This is a genomic window from Streptomyces sp. NBC_01363 (assembly GCF_026340595.1).
In the GTDB taxonomy this organism is placed as follows: domain Bacteria; phylum Actinomycetota; class Actinomycetes; order Streptomycetales; family Streptomycetaceae; genus Streptomyces.
Genome location: NZ_JAPEPF010000001.1, coordinates 5128974 through 5151397 on the forward strand (window position 1 = coordinate 5128974; position 22424 = coordinate 5151397).

17 protein-coding genes and 2 pseudogenes are annotated in these 22424 nt (G+C 69.6%); 14 read left to right on the plus strand and 5 right to left on the minus strand.

Going from position 1 to position 22424, the window contains the following annotated elements:
• Positions 1–47: 47 nt before the first annotated feature.
• Together OG611_RS23285 and OG611_RS23290 are read right to left on the minus strand one after the other, a co-directional pair.
• On the minus strand, positions 48–1553 hold the full coding sequence (locus OG611_RS23285) for a long-chain fatty acid--CoA ligase (protein WP_266423367.1): 1506 nt from the start codon (positions 1551–1553) through the stop codon (positions 48–50).
• On the minus strand, positions 1504–2622 hold the full coding sequence (locus OG611_RS23290; RefSeq protein ID WP_266423369.1) for a TauD/TfdA family dioxygenase: 1119 nt from the start codon (positions 2620–2622) through the stop codon (positions 1504–1506). Before OG611_RS23290 ends, OG611_RS23285 begins: the two co-directional genes overlap by 50 nt.
• A gap of 232 nt (positions 2623–2854) precedes the next feature.
• On the opposite strand from OG611_RS23290, the gene OG611_RS23295 reads away from it, so the two are divergent.
• From OG611_RS23295 to OG611_RS23330, 8 genes are all read left to right on the plus strand, one after another.
• The gene (locus OG611_RS23295; RefSeq protein WP_266423371.1) at positions 2855–3874 is read left to right on the plus strand and encodes an AraC family transcriptional regulator; all 1020 of its coding nucleotides are present in this window, start codon (positions 2855–2857) and stop codon (positions 3872–3874) included.
• Positions 3875–4046: 172 nt separating this feature from the next.
• Positions 4047–5105, plus strand: coding sequence for a 3-keto-5-aminohexanoate cleavage protein (locus tag OG611_RS23300; protein WP_266423373.1), 1059 nt, complete (start codon positions 4047–4049; stop codon positions 5103–5105).
• A gap of 26 nt (positions 5106–5131) precedes the next feature.
• A complete protein-coding gene (locus OG611_RS23305) occupies positions 5132–6103 on the plus strand; it encodes a quinone oxidoreductase (RefSeq protein ID WP_266423375.1) in 972 nt (323 codons plus the stop codon).
• A 36-nt stretch (positions 6104–6139) separates the two neighbouring features.
• The gene (locus OG611_RS23310; RefSeq protein WP_266423377.1) at positions 6140–7015 is read left to right on the plus strand and encodes a TauD/TfdA family dioxygenase; all 876 of its coding nucleotides are present in this window, start codon (positions 6140–6142) and stop codon (positions 7013–7015) included.
• The gene (locus OG611_RS23315) at positions 6999–8285 is read left to right on the plus strand and encodes an MFS transporter (RefSeq protein WP_266423379.1); all 1287 of its coding nucleotides are present in this window, start codon (positions 6999–7001) and stop codon (positions 8283–8285) included. Before OG611_RS23310 ends, OG611_RS23315 begins: the two co-directional genes overlap by 17 nt.
• Positions 8282–8875 (plus strand): alpha/beta hydrolase, encoded by a 594-nt coding sequence (locus tag OG611_RS23320; protein WP_266423382.1) that lies wholly within the window; start codon positions 8282–8284, stop codon positions 8873–8875. Before OG611_RS23315 ends, OG611_RS23320 begins: the two co-directional genes overlap by 4 nt.
• On the plus strand, positions 8872–10854 hold the full coding sequence (locus OG611_RS23325) for an acetoacetate--CoA ligase (RefSeq protein ID WP_266423384.1): 1983 nt from the start codon (positions 8872–8874) through the stop codon (positions 10852–10854). The genes OG611_RS23320 and OG611_RS23325 overlap by 4 nt, the downstream gene beginning before the upstream one ends.
• 83 nt (positions 10855–10937) lie before the next feature.
• On the plus strand, positions 10938–12353 hold the full coding sequence (locus tag OG611_RS23330; protein ID WP_266423386.1) for an amidase: 1416 nt from the start codon (positions 10938–10940) through the stop codon (positions 12351–12353).
• 531 nt (positions 12354–12884) lie between these two features.
• Here the strand turns inward: OG611_RS23330 and OG611_RS23335 are convergent.
• Entirely contained in the window at positions 12885–13313 is a 429-nt protein-coding gene (locus OG611_RS23335) for a TIGR03668 family PPOX class F420-dependent oxidoreductase (protein ID WP_266423387.1), read from the minus strand.
• 63 nt (positions 13314–13376) lie between these two features.
• On the minus strand, positions 13377–14201 hold the full coding sequence (locus tag OG611_RS23340) for an LLM class F420-dependent oxidoreductase (protein WP_266423390.1): 825 nt from the start codon (positions 14199–14201) through the stop codon (positions 13377–13379).
• 264 nt (positions 14202–14465) lie between these two features.
• On the opposite strand from OG611_RS23340, the gene OG611_RS23345 reads away from it, so the two are divergent.
• From OG611_RS23345 to OG611_RS23370, 6 genes and pseudogenes are all read left to right on the plus strand, one after another.
• Positions 14466–15194, plus strand: coding sequence for a glucose 1-dehydrogenase (locus OG611_RS23345; RefSeq protein WP_266423393.1), 729 nt, complete (start codon positions 14466–14468; stop codon positions 15192–15194).
• Positions 15195–15235: 41 nt separating this feature from the next.
• Positions 15236–16222 (plus strand): LLM class flavin-dependent oxidoreductase, encoded by a 987-nt coding sequence (locus tag OG611_RS23350; protein ID WP_266423395.1) that lies wholly within the window; start codon positions 15236–15238, stop codon positions 16220–16222.
• A gap of 120 nt (positions 16223–16342) precedes the next feature.
• Positions 16343–16609: pseudogene (locus OG611_RS23355) on the plus strand (transposase); the annotation flags it as partial.
• A 716-nt stretch (positions 16610–17325) separates the two neighbouring features.
• Positions 17326–19029: a class I mannose-6-phosphate isomerase gene (locus OG611_RS23360; protein ID WP_266423398.1), complete on the plus strand. Its 1704-nt coding sequence runs from the start codon at positions 17326–17328 to the stop codon at positions 19027–19029.
• Complete coding sequence (locus tag OG611_RS23365; protein WP_266423401.1) at positions 19026–19973, plus strand: ROK family protein; 948 nt, start codon at positions 19026–19028, stop codon at positions 19971–19973. The genes OG611_RS23360 and OG611_RS23365 overlap by 4 nt, the downstream gene beginning before the upstream one ends.
• A 605-nt stretch (positions 19974–20578) precedes the next feature.
• Positions 20579–20839 (plus strand): annotated as a pseudogene (locus OG611_RS23370) (beta-galactosidase); the annotation flags it as partial.
• A gap of 102 nt (positions 20840–20941) precedes the next feature.
• On the opposite strand, the gene OG611_RS23375 reads toward OG611_RS23370, so the two are convergent.
• On the minus strand, positions 20942–22111 hold the full coding sequence (locus OG611_RS23375; RefSeq protein WP_266423404.1) for a Gfo/Idh/MocA family protein: 1170 nt from the start codon (positions 22109–22111) through the stop codon (positions 20942–20944).
• Positions 22112–22424: the final 313 nt, after the last annotated feature.

A 22424-nucleotide genomic window follows, 5' to 3' on the forward strand; every position in this document is an offset into this window, starting at 1 on the left:
CCGGCTCCGGAGGCCGTAGCAGTTCCAGGGCCCACCAGCCGTGACGGTCAGGCCTCCAGGGGCTTCGGCGGAGCGACCACGATGTCCCGCTTGAGGATCTTGCCGGTCGCTCCCTTGGGCAGCGCGTCGGCGAACCGCACTATCCGCGGGTACTTGTAGGCCGCCACCCGCTGTCTGACATAGTCGCGCAGTTCGTCCGACGCCGTGCGGGCACCGGGCCGCAGGACCACCACGGCGGCGATCTCCTCGCCGTGCACGGGGTCGGGAACACCGACCACCGCGGCCTCCAGGACGTCCGGGTGCTGGTACAGGACCTCCTCGATCTCCCGCGGGTACACGTTGTAGCCGCCGCGGATGACCAGGTCCTTCTTGCGGTCGACGACGAAGTAGTAGCCGTCCGCGTCGGCACGGGCGAGATCACCGCTGTGGAACCACCCGTCGCGGAAGGCGAGCGCGGTGGCGTCCGGCCGGTTCCAGTACCCCTTCATGACGTTCGTGCCCCGGATCACCAGTTCGCCGACCTCGCCGGGGCCGACCGGGGAACCGTCGTCCGCGACGAGCCGCAACTCGACTCCGTGCACGGGAACCCCGATGGAGCCGGGCTTGCGGGCTCTGTCCGGCGGGTTGAAGCAGGCCACCGGAGACGTCTCCGAGAGGCCGTAGCCCTCCAGCACGGTGACACCCAGTTCCCGCTCGGCGGCGTGCAACAACTCGACGGGCAGCGAGGCGCCGCCCGAGACCGCCAGGCGCAGCCGCGGCAGGGGCTGCTGTCGGATGCCGTTCTGGAGGAGCGCGTTGTACATCGTGGGCACCCCCAGGAAGACGGTCACCTCGTCCCGGCGCATCGTCTCCAGGGCTCCGCCCGCGTCGAAGCGGGGCAGCAGGGTCAGGCAACAGCCCGCCGCGACCGCGGTGTTGAGGGCACAGGTCTGCCCGAACGCGTGGAACAACGGGAGACCTCCGAACAGGACATCGTCCGGCCCCACTCGCAGCAGCGTCCGCGCCGTCGTCAGCGCGTTGCTCACGAGGTTGCGATGCGTCAGCTCCGCACCTTTCGGCGTCCCTGTGGTGCCGGACGTGTAAAGAATCACCGCGGTGTCGTCGTCGGCACAGCGGGCCGCCCCGGTCATCGGCGGGACCGAGCGCAACAGCGCGTCGAACACCACCGGATCCGCGACCAGGCACTCCGCACCGGCCTGCGCCGCCGCCGGTGCGACCTCGTCCGCGCAGGAAGGAGAGGCCACCACCAGACGGGCACCGCAGTCACGGAGCACGAAAGCCATCTCGCCGGACTTCAGCAGTGGATTCATCGGTACCACCACACCACCGGCCCGCAGGATGCCGTAGTACACGACGGGGAAGTGGATGACGTTGGGCAGGGCCACCGCCACGCGGTCGCCCGCCCGCAGCCCTTCGGCGCGCAGAAGTGCGGCGAACCTGGCTGTCATGTCGTCGAGCCGGGAGTACGTGAGCAGGGCCCCGTCCTGCCGCACGGCCGTCCGGTCAGCGTGGGACCGGACGGATCGGGCCAGGAGTGCGAACAGGTCGGTCATGTGGCTTCCTTGCCGTCGAGGATTGCGGGGTGATCACATCGCGTGGCGCGACTCCGCCGCGGCCACCGCCGGGGGAGTGCGCGTCGCCCCAGAACTCCGGGGGCAGCTCGCGGGGGCGATGCGGGGTGAGCCACAGCCGGAGTGCGTTGAACCGCGGTTCGGGCCCGGTGGCGTCCGCCGGTGCCGTGAGGGAGTGCAGGACCGCGTGGTTGTTGACCAGCAGCAGGTCTCCTGGGGCGAGAGCGAGGTCGAGGCGGAGCTCCGGGGCGGCCGCCCACCCGTCGATGTGGTCGAAAAGTTCCCGTTCGCCGGGGGTCAGGCGCGGCACGTCGGGAAAACGCTGTGCCGACTCCAACCGGTGACGGTCGTAACGCAGGCTGAACCGCTCCGGGTCGCGGTGGGCGAGGGGCACCGCGTGGCAGCGGCGCTGCCCCGGAGCCTGCTCTCCGAGGCGGTCGAGGAAGTACGTGCGATAGAGATCGTCGATGAGCTCGGGCCGACGCGCCAGCACGGTGTTGTGGACCGCCGCCGAACTGCCCAGCGCCACATGCCCTGCGCCGCCGTCATTGCGCAGGCACAGCACAGCGAGCGTGTCGGCCTCGTCGGTGTGGAACGGCCGTGCTGCCCGGATCTCGTGCGTGGCCTCGATGTGGCCGAGCATGTGTCCCGTCGCGTTCTGCGACACCGGGATGCCGAGATGCCGGCCCAGGCCCCAGAGAAGGACGCCGGCCGCCGCGAGGCCGAAGCGCTCGACCGGGACGCGGCGGACCAGGACGAAGCCCCGGCCGTTCTCCAACTCATCGGCCATTCCCGCTAGTTGTGAAGCGAGTGCCGGTAGGGGGAAGTGGTCTGCGGATATCCTCAGCAGCGGGGTTCCCCGTACACGTACCGCCTGCAGCGCCGAGTCGAGCTCGTCGAGGTGAGCCGGTGCGAGATGCCGCTCCCAGGCACGGGAGTGCGCCAGCTCCGGACCCCGCCACACGGCAGAACCGGTGCAGGGGCTACGGGGAACATCTGCTGTTGGCCCGCCCGCCACGATTCTTCTCCTCTCTTCGTCGGCGAATACCATTGCACCCAGGGATGGAATTCCGATGCCGTTCACGAATTCGATCCGAGAACGAGCCTTTTCAACAGGCCTAGAATTTGCCAGGGTGTTTGTGCCGGAATTCTTTGATGATTCCGCGGTGGTGCCACGCTAGGTCAAGGTCCGACGCATCGCTTGACCTGACGGGACAGATCGCTTATCAGTTTGGGACAGAGCCTTGGAGCGCCCCGACTGGAACAGAGCCTTGGAGTGCCCGATGAAGCCGCTGGTCCGCAACGCCGCACTGAGCAACTACATAGAGCTCAGCCAGTCCCTCGGTATCGATCCGCGCACCCTGATGAAGCGCGTCGGTCTCGACCCGGTCGGGCTCGCCGTCCAGGACCGGTGGATCTCCGGCATCGCTGTCACCGAGCTCCTCGAACTCTCCGCCGCGGCCGCCGACCGCGACGAGTTCGGCCTGCTTCTCGCCGAGCGCCGCCGCTTCTCGAATCTCGGACCCATCAGCCTCGTCCTGCGCGAGGAGCCCGATGTCCGCAGCGTCATCCGGCTCCTGGTCCGCCACGAGCGGATGTACAACGAGATGCTGCACAGCCGGCTCACCGAGGCGAACGGACTCGCCACCGTCAAGGTGAGCCTGGAGCTCGGTGAGGTGCGCCGGGCACGGCAGGCCGTCGAGCTGGCCGTGGGCGCCTTCCACGGATTTCTGCGGGTCTTCCTCGGTGCCCACTGGCGGCCGGTGTCCGTGTGTTTCACCCACGGACCCCCTCGCGACATCGCGGCACACCGTCGCCACTTCGGGCCGGTGGTGGAATTCGACCAGGAATTCAACGGCCTCGTCCTCTACGCCACCGATCTCGACACCCCCAATTCGATGTCGGATCCCCTCCTGCGTGGCTACGCCCGCCAGTATTTCGAGTCCATCGCGGTGGCCTCGGAGACCACCGAGCTGGACCGCGTGCGCGAGCTGATCGAGGTCCTGCTGCCGACCGGACGCTGCTCGATCGAACAGGTCGCCGGCAGCCTCGGCGTCGACCGCAGGACCGTCCACCGGCATCTGGCCGCGTCCGGCGAGACGTTCTCCTCGCTCGTCAACGCCACACGCACTCAGCTGGCCGAGCAGCTGGTGGCGAACCCGCGCCGCTCCCTGACGGAGATCTCCGGACTGCTCGGCTTCTCCGCCCCCAGCGCCTTCTCCCGCTGGTTCCGCGACCAGTTCGGCACCAGTGCACGCGAGTGGCGCACCCGACTGGCGGCCACCGGCCCTGTCCCCAAGTGACAAGTCTTCTGTCACCTCGGGTGAAGCGCGGCGCGTAACCCGCTCCTAACGTGGCCGTACCGCAAGGGACATCTCAGCTTCTTCGAGCAACACCCTTGTGAACAGCCCAAGTTGCTTTGGATGGTGCCCGACGGCCATCCGCCCGCCGTGTCCGCGTTCCAGGAGATGACCCATGCACTTCCTCGACGACTCCCTGCTGCCCGAGAACCAGGAGAAGCTGGTGATCCAGGCCGCCCCCTACGGCCCGGAGTGGCTCCCCGGCGACGCCGACGACCTTCCCCTGACCATGGACGAGCACGTCCAGGCCGCCGTCGACTGCTACAACGCCGGTGCCACCGTGCTCCACATCCACGTACGCGAACTGGACGGCCACGGCTCCAAGCGCATGTCCATGTTCAACGAGCTGCTCGGACGGCTGCGCGAAGCCGTTCCGGACATGGTCCTGCAGATCGGGGGATCCATCTCGTTCGCCCCCGAGGGCGAGGGCGCCGATGCGAAATGGCTGAGCTACGACACCCGCCACCTGCTGGCCGAACTCACCCCGCGCCCCGACCAGGTAACGATTGCCATCAACACCAGCCAGATGAACATCGTCGAGATCATGACGGACGACGACCTGGCCGGCACCTCCATCGCCAAGCCCGACTACTACAAGGCCTACCGCGACATGGTCGTCGAGGCCGGTCCCGACTTCTACCTCGAACACCTGAAGCGCCTGCACGCCAACGACATCCAGCCGCACTTCCAACTCGCCACCATGGCACAGCTGGAGACCGTCGAGCGCCTCATCCGCAACGGCGTGTACACAGGCCCGCTGGTCCTCAACTACGTGGCCATCGGCGGCGGGTTCGCCGGGCGCCACCCCGCCGACCTGATCGAGTTCGTCCGCCGTGTTCCCGACGGCGCCGTCCTCACCATCGAGTCCTCGATGCGCGCCGTCGCCCCCATGAACGCCATCGCCATCGCCCTCGGCGTGCACGTCCGCGTGGGCAACGAGGACAACCTGTGGGCGCGCAAGGGCGAGCGCATGAGCTCCGTCCGACAGATCGAGCAGATGGTGCGGATCTCCGACGCCCTCGGTCGCGACATCGCGAGCGGCGCGGAGGCCAAGGAGATCTACCACATCGGCAAGTACTACACGGACACCGAGCAGACCCTGGCACGGCTCGGCATGGTGCCCAACCGGCGAGCCGGGCAGCGCGGGTTCATGCTGCGCGACACGACCCGCTGACCACCGCCGAACGAAGAGAGCATCCCATGGCACACGCCATCCGTTTCCATGAGACCGGCGGCCCCGACGTCCTGCGGCTGGAGCAGGTCACCGTCGGCGACCCGGGCCCCGGACAGGTCCGCGTCCGGCACGAGGCCGTCGGCCTCAACTTCGCCGACACCTACTTCCGCACCGGCCTCTACCCGGCTCCGCTGCCCGCCGGTCTCGGTGTCGAGGGCGCCGGCATCATCGAGGCCGTCGGCGCGGGCGTCACGCACGTCGCCGAGGGCGACCGCGTCACGTACACCGGCAGCCCGCTCGGCGCCTACAGCACCGAACGGATCATGCCAGCCGACCCGCTGATCCGGTTGCCCGACGGCATCGACTGCGAGACCGCCGCCGCGATGACCATGCGTGGCCTCACCGCCGCCTACCTGCTGCGCCGGATCCATCCGCTGAAGCCCGGCGACACGATCCTGCTGCACGCCGCCGCGGGCGGGGTCGGCCTGATCGTCTGCCAGTGGGCCAAGCTGCTAGGCCTCACCGTGATCGGCACGGTCTCCACGGAGGCGAAGGCCGAACTCGCCCGTGCCCATGGCTGCGACCACACCATCCTGTACCGCCGGGAGGACGTCGCCGAGCGGGTGCGGGAACTCACCGACGGGGCAGGTGTGCCCCTCGTCCTCGACAGCATCGGCAAGGACACCGTCGCCGGGTCCATGGCCTCGCTCAGCCGCCGCGGCCTGCTGGTCTGCTTCGGCACGGCCTCCGGCGTGCCGCCGCTCGACGCGATGCAACTCGCCATCCACGGCTCGCTGTTCGTGACCCGCCCCGCCCTCGCCGACTACATCGCCGAACCGGCCGAGCGCGACGCTCTGGCCGACGAGCTGTTCGGCTACGTCGCCGCCGGCCGGATCGCGATCCGTGTCGACCAGCGCTACACCCTCGGCGACGCGGTGGCGGCACACCGGGCCCTGGAAGCGGGCCGCACCACGGGTTCGTCCGTCCTCATTCCCTGAACCCCTCATTCCCTCCAACCGCCCCAGGAGAGTGCAATGACGCAGAGCTCCACCCGCACCCGGATCCAGGTCGAACCACTGACCTGTACCATCGGCGCCGAACTGCACGGCGTCCAGCTCAGCGAAGCCGCCCACGACGCCACCCTCCACGCCGAGATCAAACAACTCCTGCTCCGCCACAAGGTGTTGTTCCTGCGTGACCAGGACATGACCCGCGCCGAGCACGTCGCCTTCGCCTCCCGCCTCGGCCCGCTGGAGGACCACCCGGTCCTCGGTAGCGACCCGGACCACCCGGGCCTCGTCCGCATCTACAAGGACCTGGACAGCAAGCCCGAGCGCTACGAGAACGCCCTGCACTGCGACGCGACATGGCGCGAACGGCCGCCCATGGGCGCCGTACTGCGCTGCGTTGAGACCCCCGAGGTGGGCGGCGACACGATCTGGGTGAACATGGCCGAGGCGTACCGCAGGCTCCCCGAACACATCCGCACGCAGATCGCCGGCCTGCGCGCCCGGCACAGCATCGAAGCGAGCTTCGGCGCGGTCCTGCCGACGGAACAGCGCCACCGGCTCAAGGCCCGCTACCCGGACCCGGAGCACCCGGTGGTCCGCACCCACCCGGAGACCGGGGAGAAGATCCTCTTCGTCAACGCCTTCACCACCCATTTCGTCAACCACCACACTCCCGGGAACGTACGGTTCGGCCAGGACCACGCCCCCGGCGCCAACCTGCTGCTGAACTACCTGATCAGCCAGGCCGCGATCCCCGAGTACCAGGTTCGCTGGCGCTGGACCGCGAACAGCGTGGCCATCTGGGACAACCGCTCCACCCAGCACTACGCCGTCCAGGACTACTGGCCGGCCGTCCGCAAGATGGAGCGCGCCGGGATCACCGGTGACCGGCCCTGCTGAGCCGATGACCCGCCGCTACGCGTGGCTGGTGTTCGCCCTCAGCTTCGGACTGCTGCTCTCCGACTACATGTCTCGGCAGGTCCTGAACGCGGTTTTCCCGCTGCTGAAGTCCGAATGGCTGCTCTCCGACGCCGAGTTGGGCTCCCTGAGCGGCATCGTCGCCCTGATGGTCGGACTGCGGACCTTCCCGCTGTCGCTGCTCGCCGACCGATGGGGCCGGGTCAGGAGCCTGGTCCTGGCCGCGGTGGTGTGGAGCCTGGCGACCCTGGGCTGCGCCGTCTCCGCGAGCTACGGACAGATGTTCCTGGGCCGCTTCCTGGTCGGCGTGGGCGAGGCCGCGTACGGGAGCGTCGGCATAGCGGTGGTGCTGAGCGTGTTCCCGGCGGGTCTGCGGGCCACCCTCTCCGGTGCGTTCATCGCGGGCGGCGCCTTCGGATCCGTACTCGGAGTGTCGATCGGCGGAGTCGTGGCCCAACACCTGGGCTGGCGCTGGACGTTCGCCGTCATGGGCCTGTTCGGACTGGTCCTGGCAGCCGTCTACGGCGTCGTCGTGACGGAGCGGAGACTGGCGACGGCCGACTTCGGACCCGGCGAAGCTCCGGACATCGGTGGGCCGGTGCGGACGCTCCTGCCTAGGCTGTTCTCCTCCGTCTCCGTGCTGTGCGCCTATATCGGCAGCGGACTGCAGATGTTCATCGCGATGGCCCTGCTGGCCTGGATGCCCAGCTTCCTCGACCGCTCCTACGGCCTGGCGCCCGCCAAGGCCGGGCTCGCCGCCGGCGTCTTCGCACTGATCACCGGGATCGGCATGGTCGGCGGCGGAATGGTCTGCGACCGGCTCGGACGCGGAAAGCCCCGTCTCAAATGGACCGTCGCCATCGTCTGCAGCCTCGGATCGCTGACCCTGCTCACGGCAGGCTTCCAACTCCCTCCCGGCACACCGCAACTCGTCCTCGTCGGCGTCGGCACACTGCTGTCCAACGCCACCGCGGGACCTGCCGCCTCCATGGTGGTGAGCCTGACCCCGACCGCCGTCGCGGCGACGGCCATGGCCACACTCACCCTCGCCAACAGTCTGCTGGGTCTGGCACCCGGACCCGCGGTGACCGGCATGCTCGCCGACCGCATGGGTCTGCACGCCGCACTCCAGGTGATCCCGCTCGTGTCGCTGGTGGCGGGTGTGGCCTTCGCCCTCGGCAGACGCCATTACGACAAGGGTCTCGTCTCGCTCTCGGCCTGGGCCCTCAGAAGATCGGAGCTCCCGACATGAACCCCATCCCCACCCCCACGGTCGTACTGGTGCCCGGACTGCGCGATCACGTCCCCGACCACTGGCAGACGATACTCGCCGCCCGGATCGCCGGCGCCGTGACCGTGCCGCCTCCGACGGACGCCGGACTCGGCCGCGACGCGCGGGTGACGGCCTTGAACGACACACTGTCCCGGATCCGAGGGCCGGTGGTGCTCGTCGCGCACAGCGCCGGAGTGCTCACCACCGTGCACTGGGCGGCCCGGCACCGCCACCCGGTGCGCGGCGCCCTGCTCGCGACGCCACCGGACTTCGACACCCCACTGCCCGACGGCCACCCCGGCCCCGAGACCCTGCGGGAGAACGGATGGCTGCCGGTCCCCCGTACGCCCCTGCCGTTCCCCAGCGTTGTCGCGGCGAGCACGAACGACCCCCTGGCCCGCCTCGGCCGGGTCGCCGAGCTGGCCCGCGCCTGGGGCAGCCGCCTGGTGGACATCGGCCCGGTCGGACACCTCAACCCCGCATCGGGCTACGGGGAATGGCCGCAGGCACCGGAGTTGCTCCACACCTTCGGCTGCGGCGCGAGCGCGGACACCGAGGTGTCCGCATGAGCGCGCACGACTCCGATATCGCCGGCTTCCTGCGATGGCTGGGCAAGGAGCGTGGCCTTGCGTTCACGGACTACGCCGAGCTGTGGCGGTGGAGCACCGACGACCTGCCCGGCTTCTGGTCGGCCGTATGGGAGTACTACGGCCTGGACGCCGTCAGCGACTACGACGAGGTGCTCGCCGACGCGACCATGCCCGGCGCGACCTGGTTCACCGGGGCGCGCCTCAACTTCGCCCGGCTGTGTCTCGCCCGCGCCACCGACGATCGCCCCGCACTCATCGCCGTGTCCGAGACGGGCGACCCTGCGGAGATCTCGTGGGACCGGCTCACCGGCGAAGTGGCCGGCGTGGCCGCAACCCTCCGCGAGATGGGCGTGGGCCCCGGCGACCGTGTCGCCGGGTACCTGCCGAACATCCCGCAGGCCGTGGTCGCCCTCCTGGCCACCGCCGCCGTCGGCGCGACCTGGACGGTGTGCTCGCCGGACTTCGGTACGCCGAGCGTGCTCGCCCGGCTGCGCCAGGCGCGGCCGACGGTTCTGGTCGCCGCGGACGGCTACCGCTACGCGGGCAGGGATTACGACCGGCGCCCGCACACCGCCGAGATCCTGGACGGCCTGCCCACGGTCCGCCACCTCGTCGCCGTCGACCGTCTGTACACGGCCGAGAACGGTCCGGCATGGTCCCGGCGGCCGGATGTGACACAGCACAGGTGGACCGAACTGGCCGACCGGCAGGCCCGACCGGTCTTCGCCGACGTCCCGTTCGATCACCCGCTGTGGATCCTGTGGTCCTCGGGCACCACCGGCGTACCGAAGGGCATTGTGCACGGCCACGGCGGCATCGTCGTGGAACTGCTCAAGGCCCTCGGGCTCGGTGCCGACCTGCGGGCGCGGGACCGCTATTTCTTCCACACCTCCACCGGCTGGATGGTGTGGAACCTCATGGTCGCGGGCCTGCTGCACGGGGCCACGGTCGTCCTGTACGACGGCAGCCCCACGCACCCCGATATCAACGGGGTCTGGCGGATCGCCGAACGTACCGGCGCCACGATCGTCGGCGTCGGCGCCGCCTACCTGATCGCCGCGGAGAAGGCGGGCGCCCACCCGGCGGCCGATACGGACCTGCGCGCGGTGCGGTCCGTCCTGCAGACCGGCTCGGTGATGCCCGACAGCACCTGGCACTGGGTCCACGACCGGCTCGTCCCCCTTGCCCGCCTCCAGTCGATCTGCGGCGGCACCGACATCTGCTCGGTCCTCGCCGGCGGCTCCCCGCTGCTGCCGGTGCGCACGGGCCGGATCTCCGGGCCCGCCCTGGGCGTGGCCCTCGCGTCCTGGGACGCCACGGGGCAGCCGCGTTCCGGGCGGCAGGGCGAACTGGTGGTGACGGCGCCGATGCCGTCGATGCCGCTGTTCTTCGTCGACGACCCCGGCGACGAGCGTTACGGGAGCAGCTACTTCGACGTCTATCCGGGCGTGTGGCGGCACGGCGACTGGGTCACCGTCGACACCGACCTCTCCGTCATGGTGGCCGGACGCTCCGACGCCACGCTCAACCGGATGGGGGTGCGGATGGGCTCGGCCGATATCTACGCCGTCGTCGAACAGCTCCCGCGGATCGCGGACAGCCTCGTCGTCGGCGCCGAACTGCCGGACGGACGCTACTGCATGCCCCTGTTCGTCGTGCCCGCGGTGGGGGAGCGATTCGACGACGACCTGCGCGACGAGATCGTCGGTGCGATCCGGCAGAGCCTGTCGCCCCGGCATGTGCCGGACATCGTCGTCCCCATCGACGCGGTGCCCCGCACCCTCACGGGAAAGAAGCTGGAGGTCCCCGTCAAACACATCCTCCAGGGCGCACGCGTCACCGACGTCAGTACGGAAGGCGCCGTGACCCGGCCCGACATGCTGGCCTGGTTCGCGGACTTCGCCGCCGAACTGCGCACCGGCAGGGGAGAGGGGCCACCGCGGAGCACGCTCCACTGACCGACCCGTGATCCGGCCTCGTGTGTTACCTATCGGTAAGGAATGATGGGGCGACCATCCACACGGCGGGGGCTGAGACAGCGATGACGACTTTCGAGGAACGGACCAGGGTGCACGCCTTCCGGGACGACGCCCTGGGAGAGCACGACGCCGTCGGTCTGGCCGCGGCGATCCGACGGGGTGAGGTCGGCGCCGACGAGGCCGCCAGGGACGCGGCGGCACGGGTACGGACGGTCGAAGCACGGCTCAACGCGGTCCGCACGCCCGTCGACGTCCCGGCGGCCACCACCCGCGCAGGCGGCGCCTTCGCCGGGGTACCGACCTTCGTCAAGGACAACACCGACTACCTGGGGCTCCCCACCGGCCACGGCAGCGCGGCCTTCACTCCGAGGCCCGCGCGACGGCACGCGCCGATCGTCCGGCAGTTCCTGAGCAGCGGCGTCACGGTGCTGGGCAAGACCCGGCTGCCCGAGTTCGGGTTCAGCCCGACCACGGAATTCGAGGGCGCCGAGCCCGTTCGCAACCCGTGGAACACGGAGTACTCGGCGGGTGGTTCGTCGGGCGGCAGCGCGGCGCTCGTCGCCGCCGGGGCGGTGCCGATCGCGCACGCCAACGATGGTGGTGGCTCGATCCGTATCCCCGCCGCCTGCTGCGGTCTCGTCGGACTCAAGCCGACCCGCGGACGGGTCGTGGCGAACGCCGAGAGCCGTCGACTGCCGCTCGACATCGTCGCCGACGGCGTCGTGAGTCGCTCCGTCCGGGACACCGCGGCGTTCCTCGCCGCCGCCGAGAAGTACTGGCGCAACCCGAAGCTGCCGCCCCTGGGCCTGGTCGAAGGGCCCTCGGAGCGGCGGCTGCGCATCGGGTTCCTGCTGGACTCGCCGAACGGTGTCCACGCCGACACCGCCACCCGGGCGGCCGTCACAGCGACCGTGGCCACGTTCGAACGGCTCGGCCACACCGTGGACCCGGTGGAGTTGGCCCTCGACGCCCGTTTCACCGACGACTTCCTCACCTACTGGGGCCTGCTGTCGTTCCTCATCGGTTCCACAGGCCGGACCTTCGGCGCCGACTTCGACCGTCACCGCATGGACGGCCTCAGCCGAGGGCTGCGGGACACCTACCTCGAGAACTGGCGGCGCACTCCGGGCGTGCTGCGGAGGCTCAGGCGTACGAAGGAGGCGTACGCGGCCGCGTTCCGCGGGCTCGACCTCATCCTTTCCCCTGTACTTGCCCACACCGCGCCCCCGATCGGCCACCTCAGCCCCACCGTTCCCTACCCGACGCTGATCGAACGGATTCTCGCGTACGTCGCGTTCACGCCCATCGACAACGTGGTCGGCACCCCGTCGGTCTCGGTGCCCACCCCGAGCGCGACCGAGGACGGACTGCCCGTCGGCGTCATGCTCTCCGGTCGCCCCGGCAGTGAACGGACGCTGCTGGAGGCCGCGTTCGTGTTGGAGGCGGAGCAGCCTTTCCGACGCATCCAGGGCCAGTGACATCGCGGCGCCCTCAGTGCGTCCTGCGGTTCCGGCGACCACTCACTGCCGTCAGACCCCCTCGAAACCGCTAATGGTCGTCATCACCTCTTTTCTGCTCCCGGTCGCCTCCGACCAGGAAGCCTGGTACGAGGATTTGTCGCCCCGTACCGACGCCGCCCTTCGCGCCGCGCTGGCCAACGAAGCCCAGGTGGTTCGTGCGGACCTCGCCCTGCTCCGCGCCGCAGAGGAGCAAGGGGCAGCGGAGCTGGCCCCGGACGGGGTCCATCCGAGTCCCCTCGGCCACAGGCTGATCGCCGACGCCTGGCTTGCCGCGGTCGCCCCTGTCCGCCTCGAACCTGCGACGGCAGCGCGGTGCGAGAGGCGGGCGGAACCAGGCATGTCCGCCCATTACGTCGAGGGCTGCCGGCAGTGGTGCCCCGGGGCACTTCCGGCATCAGGCGCGCGACAGCGCGGCTGCTCGCCCGCAGGGGCCCGGGCCGCCTCCTGGATGTGAAGGCCGAAGTGCTCGCACTCTCTGACGACGTGCTGTCATGACGCCCGCCATCCGCTCCAGCGCAGGACCGAGACCTCGACCACCGGTCCGCCGGGTGGCCGGTCGGCGTACTGCTGGTATTTCGCCGTGAGCAGGCTGATGCAGCGGACCGCTTGGGGGGACCGGTCCGCTGGCGGAAGCACTCGGGCTTCGCCATCGGCCCGGGCCCACCACAGGCGGTCCCAGTCATCCTCGTAGTGGTCGGTGAGCAGACAGACCGACGGGTTGGCGGTGATGTTGGCCAGGCGTTTCAGCCGCGTCGTCCGCTTCGGTTTGTGGTCCACGGCCAGCATCACCGTGTCGCCGTCCAGAGCGAACACCACCGGAACCAGGTGCGGGCGGCCCTCCGTGTCGGCCGTCGCGAGGTGGGCGATGCGCGCCGCGGCGAACCGCTCCCGTGCCTCGGCTCTCGTCAGAGCGGGCATTGCACCCCACCCCGGTAGTCACGGCGGTACGGAATCGCAAACCGGTCCCGCATTCCCGGCGCCTCAGCGGTACCGGGCAGCGACTTCGGCCACTCGGTTCAGGTACTCCAGCGTCTCCCGTTCAGGCATCGTCGGTACGTAGAACAGCAGCCGCTCGACCCCCAGACCGATGTAGCCCTCGATCTGCTCGGGATCGTCGGGAGCCGCGTACACCGTCACCGGCACCTCGCGGTCGGCGAGGGCGCGCAGCCGCTGGATCTGCGGACCGAGCTCCTGCGGCGACACGCTGTTGGCCAGCCACGCGTCGCCGAGCTGCGCCACCCGTCGGAACGCGCCCTCGCCGCCGCCGACGTAGATCGGTGGGTGAGGGCGCTGCACGGGCTTGGGCCAGGCGAAGACCGGATCGAAGTTCACGAACTCGCCGTGGAACTCGGCCTTCTCCGCGGTCCACAGCTCCCGCATGGCACGCAGCCGCTCGTCGGTGAGCCGGCCGCGGGTGGAGGGGTCGGTGCCGTGGTCCCTCATCTCCTCACGGTTCCAGCCGACACCGACGCCGAGAATCACGCGGCCACCGGAGACCAGGTCGAGCGAGGCCACCTCCTTCGCCGTGATGATCGGGTCGCGCTGCGGGATCAGCGCGATGCCGGTCCCCAGTAGCAGCCGCTCGGTCACCACACCGATCGCGGTCAGGGCCACGAAGGGGTCGAGGGTGCGGTAGTAGATCTCCGGCAGCTCACCACCCCCCGGGTAGGGCGTCTCGCGGCTCGCCGGGATATGGCTGTGCTCGGCGATGAACAACGAGTCGAATGTGCGTTCCTCAAGGGCGGTTCCGAGCGAGGTCGGGCTGATGCCCTGGTCGGTGATGAAGGTCGAGACCCCGAATTTCACGACGGCTCCTCAAAGGGGCGAGTACGGGAAAGGAACTGGTGGCACAGATCCCTGACTACCCGCCCCGGATGATTCCGCCCCCATGACCACCCGGGAGAACCATCGCGGAGCAGGGATCCGGACCTGCAGCCGCTCGGTGGATTAATTCGCCATTGGGTGTGGGTGTATCGACTCGACCTGATCTTTCTGAATGATGATTGCATCCTCCGGGATGAACCCGGGCCGTCCGACCATCCGTACCCACCACTATCGGGAGCAGTGACCATGGGCAAGCTGCAGGGAAAAATTGCGGTCGTCACCGGCGGCACCACAGGGATCGGGCTGGCCACAGCGAAGCTCTTCGTCAGAGAGGGAGCCTATGTCTTCATCACGGGCCGCCGCCAGAAAGAACTCGATGAAGGCGTGCAGGCAATCGGCAGCAACGTAACCGGCGTTCAGGGCGACGTCGCCGAACTGGCCGACCTTGACCGCCTCTACGAGACCGTCAAGGCGAAGGGCCGGATCGATGTCGTTTTCGCCAACGCAGGTCTGGGTGAGTTCGCTTCCCTGGAAGACATCACGGAAGACCATTTCGACAAAATTTTCGACATCAACGTGAAGGGGGCGCTCTTTACGGTACAGAAGGCCCTGCCGCTACTGAATGACGGCGCTTCTGTCATTCTCACGGGCTCCGTTGCGAGCGTCAAAGGAACCCCCGAGTTCTCGGTCTACGGCGCCAGCAAGGCTGCCATCCGAAATTTCGTTCGAGGATGGACGGTAGAGCTGAAGGATCGCCGTATCCGGTCCAACGTCCTCAGCCCTGGCCCGATCGCAACGCCGCTAGTGGCGGCGCAACCCCAGGGCGCCATCGAGAGGATTGCGTCCACCATCCCGATGGGCCGCATGGGGGAGCCCGACGAAGTCGCCAAGGCGGCGCTTTTCCTGGCCTCGGACGACTCCAGCTTCGTCACGGGAATCGAACTTTTCGTTGATGGCGGCAGAGCGCAAATCTGATAACGCAACTGGGAATTTCTTTCCAGCAAGGAGCCTGACCGATGGACATCTCCTGTCAGTTCGCCACATCCCTGCACTCGCCCGAACACATCGCCGTCGCCGATCAGTTGGGCTACCACCGCGCCTGGCTTCACGACACTCCCGCCCAAAGCCCCGACGTGTGGGCGATGCTGGCACTGGCCGCCGAACGCACCCATCGCATCGGCCTCGCCCCCGGTGTCCTCGTCCCGACACTGCGCCATCCGATGGTCAACGCCTCCGGCGCCGCCACCCTGGCCGCCCTCGCACCCGGCCGAGTGACCCTCGCCTTCGGCACTGGTTTCAACGGCACGCGCGCCCTCGGCGCACCCCCGGCCACCTGGTCCTATCTCAGCGCATACGTCCGGACGGTACGCGGTCTGCTGCGCGGTGAGACCGTGGAATGGGACGGGGCCCCCATGCGCATGATGCATCCCGGCACGAACGCACCGCAGCGCCCCATCGACATTCCGGTGCTGGTCTCCGCGCTCGGCCCCAAAGGTCTCGCTGTCACCCGCGAGATCGCTGACGGCCTCTTCAGCGTCAACGGCGAGACCACCCACGCCCACGAATTCACCTGGGCCGCCCTGGGCATCCACGGCACCGTCCTGGGCGAGGACGAACCACTCGACTCCCTGCGCGTCCGCGCCGCCGCCGGACCCGGCAACGCTCTGGCCCACCACGCCGCCTACGAATTCGGCGGCGACCCCACCGCCCTGCCCGGCGGAAAAGCCTGGCTCGACGCCGTCACCGCCCATCCCCGCGCCCAACGCCACTTGGCCGTGCACGACCAGCACCTCACCGACCTCAACGCGGCCGACATCGCTGCCTGGAACGCAGGAAGCTGGCAGGCCATCACCTCCACCACCGTTACCGGTACCCCCGACCGCATCCGCGACAGGCTCAGCGCCTACGCCCGGGACGGCATCACCGAAATCGCCTACCAGCCCACCGGCCCCGACATCCCCGGCGAACTCGAACGATTCATCACCATCGCCCGAGACGTATAGGGACCGACGTGTCGCCCCACCTCGTGCGCGGCGCGTACGGTGACCCTCCTTGCGGGGTGCCCCGCACGGGTCGGGTGTGGCGAATCCGGGGCTCGCACCTGAGGCGACGGCGGCAGCACCGCCGTCGGCACGACCATAACCATCGCCGACGGCGGCTATCCGGACACCGGGCTCGTGATGCCCCACCGGCGCCGCAAGGTCGAGGAGCTGCCCGACTGGAAGCAGGCCCACAGCAAATCCCACAAGCAGGTCCGCGCCCGCGTCGAGCACGTCTTGGCCCGCATGAAGACCTGGAAGATCCTCCGCGGCTGCCGTCTCAAAGGCGACGGTGTCCACCACGCCATGCTCGGTATCGCACGGATGCACAACCTCGCCCTCGCCGGGTAGACCACCCAGCCGTACAGCAGCCCACCATGCCCGAGGCCACTCAGGATCATTTGCGGGACAGCCCATAGCAAGCATTTATGTGCACCTTCCCGTTGCGAAGAACTGGAAGTTACTCAGATTCTTAGGCAAGTTGAACGTAGGGAGCATGGCGCTACCCTCGAAGGCTGAGGGGCGGGGCTGTAGTCTCCCGAGGCGCTGAGGTCCGGTACTTGTATCCACCGCGAGGTGAAGCTCAGTATTTGTGGGCGCTCCGTGACGTCAGACCATAGATCCGATACATTTAACCCGTGGGGATCTATAGATCAGAAATATCGGATGGACATTGAACCGGCTGCGAGCCTGCCTTCGTCGCCGCGTCGGCCGTGATCCCGCCGTCGGACACCAGGCCGGTACCGGACCGTACCGGCAGCTGGAGCGCCATGGGGAGGCTGAGCGGACCGCAGGGCGACGGCGACCCGGTCGCCGTTGCCCCCAACCGTCCCGGCCATGGCGCGGTCGGCGCCTGCGCCGCTTGGCCCCGGCGTCACGCCGAGTGCGGTGCTCCCGGCCCTCTTCGGCATCGGTCCGACCTCCACGGTCGGCGCGAGGCCCGCCCCTGCCCGCCACCGTCCGCGTCGACGGCGTCGGGACGCCCACGCGTCCCGGCCCGGTCGCAGGAACGGCCTGAGCCGCACGATCAGCAAGCCCTACCGAAAGACAGAAAGGCTGACACCGTCATGCCGGAAGTTCGCAGCTACGAAGCCGAACCGTGTCACAGCATCTCCGCAGAGGTGAGCGCCGGGTACCGGGAGGCGGTCGCCGGGCTCGCTCCGGGTCTTGTCCTCGCCGTCGACGGCCCGGTGGCCGTGGACTGGGAGGCGGTTGCTGCCGGGATCTGCGAGGCGCTGGCCGCTCGCGCCGTCGCGACCAAACAGACCGACCTGCGCGAGCACTTCGCGCCCTGGCCGGACGTCCTCGCCCTGACCGCGTCCGCGGTACTGGAGGACGACCCGGACTTTGCCCCGCTGTCCTGGGCCGGGCTCGCCGACTTCTTCACCGGGCTGCCGGAGCCCGAGGCCGCCGACGACACCGTCACGGTCGTCTTCGGACCGGGCGCGGCCCTGGTACCGCACGACCGGCTCTGGTACGCGGACCTGCCCAAACGGTACGCCGAGGCCCAGATTACCGGCGGGACCGGCCGCAACCTGGGGCAGTCCCCCGGTACCGGGGCGGGCACGACCCGTCGGCTCTTCTACATCGACTGGCCCGTCCTTGACCGGCACCGCGACACCCTCGTCTCCGGCGTCGACCTGTGGCTGGACACCCAGGACGCGCAGGCTCCGTCCTGGCTGGAGGGCGCCGCCCTGCGCGCTGCCCTCGCAGACCTGGCCGGGCGGCCCTTCCGTACCCGCCCCACCTTCAACACCACTTCCTGGGGCGGACATTGGGCCCAGGAGCAGCTCGACTTCAACCAGGAGGCGGCCAACACCGCGCTGGGCTACGAGCTCATCGCTCCCGAGAGCGGGATTCTGGTGGGTACGCCGGACGGTCCACGGGTCGAGGTGCCTCTGCAGGCACTGGTCGCCTCGCACCCCGAGGCGATCCTCGGCGACGACGTGCACGCGAGGTTCGGCACCTCGTTCCCGATCCGCTTCGACTACCTCGACACAGTCGGCGGCGGCAACCTCTCCGTTCACTGCCACCCGCAGTCGGACTACATGCGCCGCGTATTCGGATGGCCGTACACCCAGCACGAGACCTACTACATGATGCTCGGCGGGCCCGGCCGGAAGGTGTTCCTGGGGCTGCGCCAGGACGCCGACCTCGTGGCCTTCCGACACGAGGCGGACCGGGCGTTCCACGACGGCGTGCCGTTCGACATCGAACAGTACGTCCAGACCTTCCCGGCCGATCCGCACCAGATCTTCCTCATCCCGGGCGGCACCCCGCACGGCAGCGGCGAGGGCAATGTCGTACTCGAGATCAGCGCGACGCCGTACCTGTACAGCCTTCGCCTCTACGACTGGCTGCGCAAGGACAGCGAAGGCAGGCAGCGGCCGGTCCACGTCGGCCACGCGTTCGAAAACCTGGACCAGGACCGGTCGGGGGAAGCCGTGGCCAGGGACCTGGTCCCCACGCCGCGCACCCTGCGCTCGGGCGACGGCTGGCACGAGGACGTCATCGGCCGCCTCCCGGAGATGTTCTTCGAGGTCCGGCGGATCGCACTGGCGCCGGACACCGCCGCGGACGACGACACGGACCACCGCTTCCACATCCTCAACGTCGTGGAGGGCGACGGAATCCTCCTGGAGACCGGCGGCGGCCACCGCCATGTGCTGGCGTACGCCGAGACACTGACCGTGCCCGCCGCGGTCGGCGCCTACCGGGTGCGGGCCCTCGGCGGGGGACCGGTGCGCTATGTGAAGGCGCTGGTGCGGTGAGCCCCGCCGGCGAAGCCACCGTCTCGGTCATCGAGGTCGGCGGCACCCATGTCACCGCGGCCGGGGTGGACATCCGCGCCCGCAGCCTCCGGTCCGGCCGCTCGTTCCGTGAGGCGGTGGACAGTAGCGGCAGTGCCGAGCAGATCCTGTCGGCCCTCGTCCGCTGCGCCGACCGGCTGTCCGGCCTCGGCGCGGGCCCATGGGCCGTGGCGCTGCCCGGTCCGTTCGACTACGAGCGCGGGATCGGGCGGTTCGAAGGGGTCGGCAAGTTCGACGCCCTGCGGGGGGTCGATCTGCGGGCCGCCCTGACGGCGTCATTGCCCGGCGCCACCGCGCTCAGCTTCTGCAACGATGCGGACGCGTTCGTGCTCGGCGAGTGGTGGGCCGGGGCGGCGCGCGGGCACCGCACCGTCGCCGGTATCACGCTCGGGACCGGTGTGGGCTCCTGCTTCCTGCGCGACGGCCGGATACTGCGGCACGGCCCCGGGGTCCCTCCCGAAGGCTGGGTCCACACCCTGCGGTACGCGGGCGGACCCCTGGAGGAGACGGTGTCCCGGCGTGCCCTGCGGCGGGCCTACGCACGGGCGACCGGCGCGGCGCCGCCCGACGTCCGGGAGATCGCCCGGCGGGCACGGCACGGGGACCGGGCCGCGGCGGAGGTGTTCGCCGAGACGTTCCGTGCCCTGGGAAGGGTGCTCGGGCCACTGCTCGCCGCCTTCGAACCGACGGTTCTGGTGGTCGGGGGCGCCATCGCGGGGGCCTGGGATCTCCTGGCCGAACCGCTGCGCTCAGGGCTCACCGAGGCCGATCCGGTCCGCAACCGACGCGTCGTCATCACCCCGGCGCACCGGCCGGATGAGGCCCCGCTGCTCGGCGCGGCCTACCTGGCCGGGGCGTGCGGTCAGCCGGGCGACCGTACCGCGCCGCTCGGAGGCTCCCGCTGACACCGGCCCGGCACGTGCGGGACCCGGAGGAAGCCGGATGAAGGACGAGAAGAAAGGTCTCACCTCGGTGCCATCCTCACTTCCTCACCGGCGGCGCATCAGCACGCCGCCGGTCTCGCCCCGCATGGCCCTCGGGCCCGGCGTGGCCTCCAACTCGCCGAGGCGATACGGAACAGCCACGACACACGCCGGCCCGGGCGGTACGTGGAGTAGTACGCCGTCGGCATCCACAAGGGGCCCGTCGACAACTCTCCCGGGCGCCACGTTCAGGCTCGACACCTCCGTCTGCGAGACGGTCGGCCTCGCGCCGGCCGGAACGGGCCCGGCCACCGTCCAGCGGGCGACGGCACGACGCTGGCGGCTTCCCGCTGTATGGCCGGCACCACTTCGCGTACGTCGGCCGGGCACCTTTCCGCCTTCTTCCGGGGAATGCGCGGAGCGGATCCCCCGACGAGGCCTCCTCCATCCACGCCCTCGACCTCCTGGGAACAGCTGTGACCCTTCCCCGTCCCACCGCCGAACTGACCGTGACCGAGCGCGGCTTCCTGCGCGCCGGACGACCCCACCAGATCGTCCTGCGGTCCGGGGCCGCCGAACAGGTCGAGGGCCCGGCCTTTCACCGTGCGACGCTGGAGGTCCCGGAACCGGCCGACGGTTTCCTGGCTCTGCCGGGCTGGACCAAGGGCCAGGTGTGGCTGAACGGCTTCGCCCTCGGCCGTTACTGGGACCGCGGACCCCAGCGCACCCTGTACGCCCCCGCCCCGGTGTGGCGGGCCGGCCGAAATGAACTCGTGATCCTGGAACTGCACCGGCCGGGCGAGCGGATCGAGCTCTGCGACGCCCCGGATCTGGGCCCGACCGACTGACCTTCGGACGGCCAAGTGGCTCCGGTCCGTATTCCTTCCGGACCGGAGCCACCTGAAACGAGTCCCCGAAGGCCGGCGGGATTCCGCCGGCTTCCGCCTGAATCAGCTCTGGCCGTGCCCGAAGTACGCGGCCACCTCCCGGTCCGGGGCCTCGACCTCGACGGCCCGGCCGCCGTCCCGCAGCGACATGGTGGCCGCGTAGCCGGCGGCCACCGCTTCGCGGGCCGCGACGGGCGAGGTGACGGTGGCTCCGCCGTCCCGTACGAACCGTAGGAATTCCGCGATCAGCACGGGATCGGCGCCCCCGTGCGTGCCGGTCGGTGTGTGCACGGGCACCACCAGATCGGCCTCGGCGCGGCCGTCGGAGCGGCGGTTCCACACGTGGACCTCCGCTCCCTCCGAGTCGCCGAAGTTCTCCAGGCGCCCCTCGGTGCCGATCACCGTGTAGTTGCGCCAGTAGTCGGGGGTGTAGTGACACTGCTGATAGCTCGCGAAAACTCCGTTGTCCAGTTGCATCTGCATCATGCTCAGATCCTCCACGTCCACCACCGGGTGGAGACCGGTCTGGCTGAGCGGTGGCCAGTTCTCCGTCGAGAGCCACTCGGTCATCCGCTCCCCGCTGCGGTCGCGGTGTGAGTCGATGCCCCCGTAGACCGTCAGCCCGCCCATGGCGTTCACCCGCCGGGTGTAGCCGCCGGCCAGCCAGTGGATGACATCTATGTCGTGAGCGCCCTTCTGCAGCAGCAGGCCGGTGGTGAGACGTCGGTCCGCGTGCCAGTCCTTGAAGTAGAAGTCCCCGCCGTGGCCGACGAAATGGCGGCACCACACGGCCTTGACCTCGCCGATCGCCCCCTTGACGATCAGTTCACGCATGGCCGCCACGACCGGCATGTGCCGCATGTTGTGGCCCACGTACAGCGGGGTCCGGTACTGGCCGGCTGTCGCGAGCAGCCGGTCGCAGCCCTCGGTGGTGATCGCCATCGGTTTGTCCAGGAACACCGGTACACCGGCCTCCAGGAAGTCCAGGCCGATCTCCTCGTGCGTGTGGTCCGGAGTCAGCACCATCACGCCGTCGAGTCCCGCGTCGAGCAACTCGTGGTGATCCACGGCGGTCCGCACCTGGGTGCCGAATCGCTGTTCGGCGCGCGCCAGCAACCGTCGATCGCGGTCGCAGGCGGCGGCCACCAGCGAGCCCGATCCGGGCCGGTGGGCCAGCTCGGCCAGGTCGCTGCGATTACCCAGGCCGATGACGCCGAGCGTGATGTCGTTCAAAGTGCTTGCCCTTTCAGAAGGTTTCGACCCCCAGCAGGGCGAGGATGACCCGGCGATAGATCTGGAACATATCCGGTTGCATGGTGGGTTTGGCCCTGATTCAGAGGGGGTCGGGGTGGCGCCGACCGCCAGGGCAGCTACGGTCTCAGAGGTGCTGCGGCCGGGCGGGAGAAGGATGTTGACCCGGTGAGAGGTGAGGTGAGGCGGTCGGTGCGGGTCGGAACGAGTCTGGGCTCACCGGATCCTGGCGTCAAGAGTTTGAATGTGATTCACTGACCCCGGATTGGCTGATGTATCCGAAACATATTGCGCG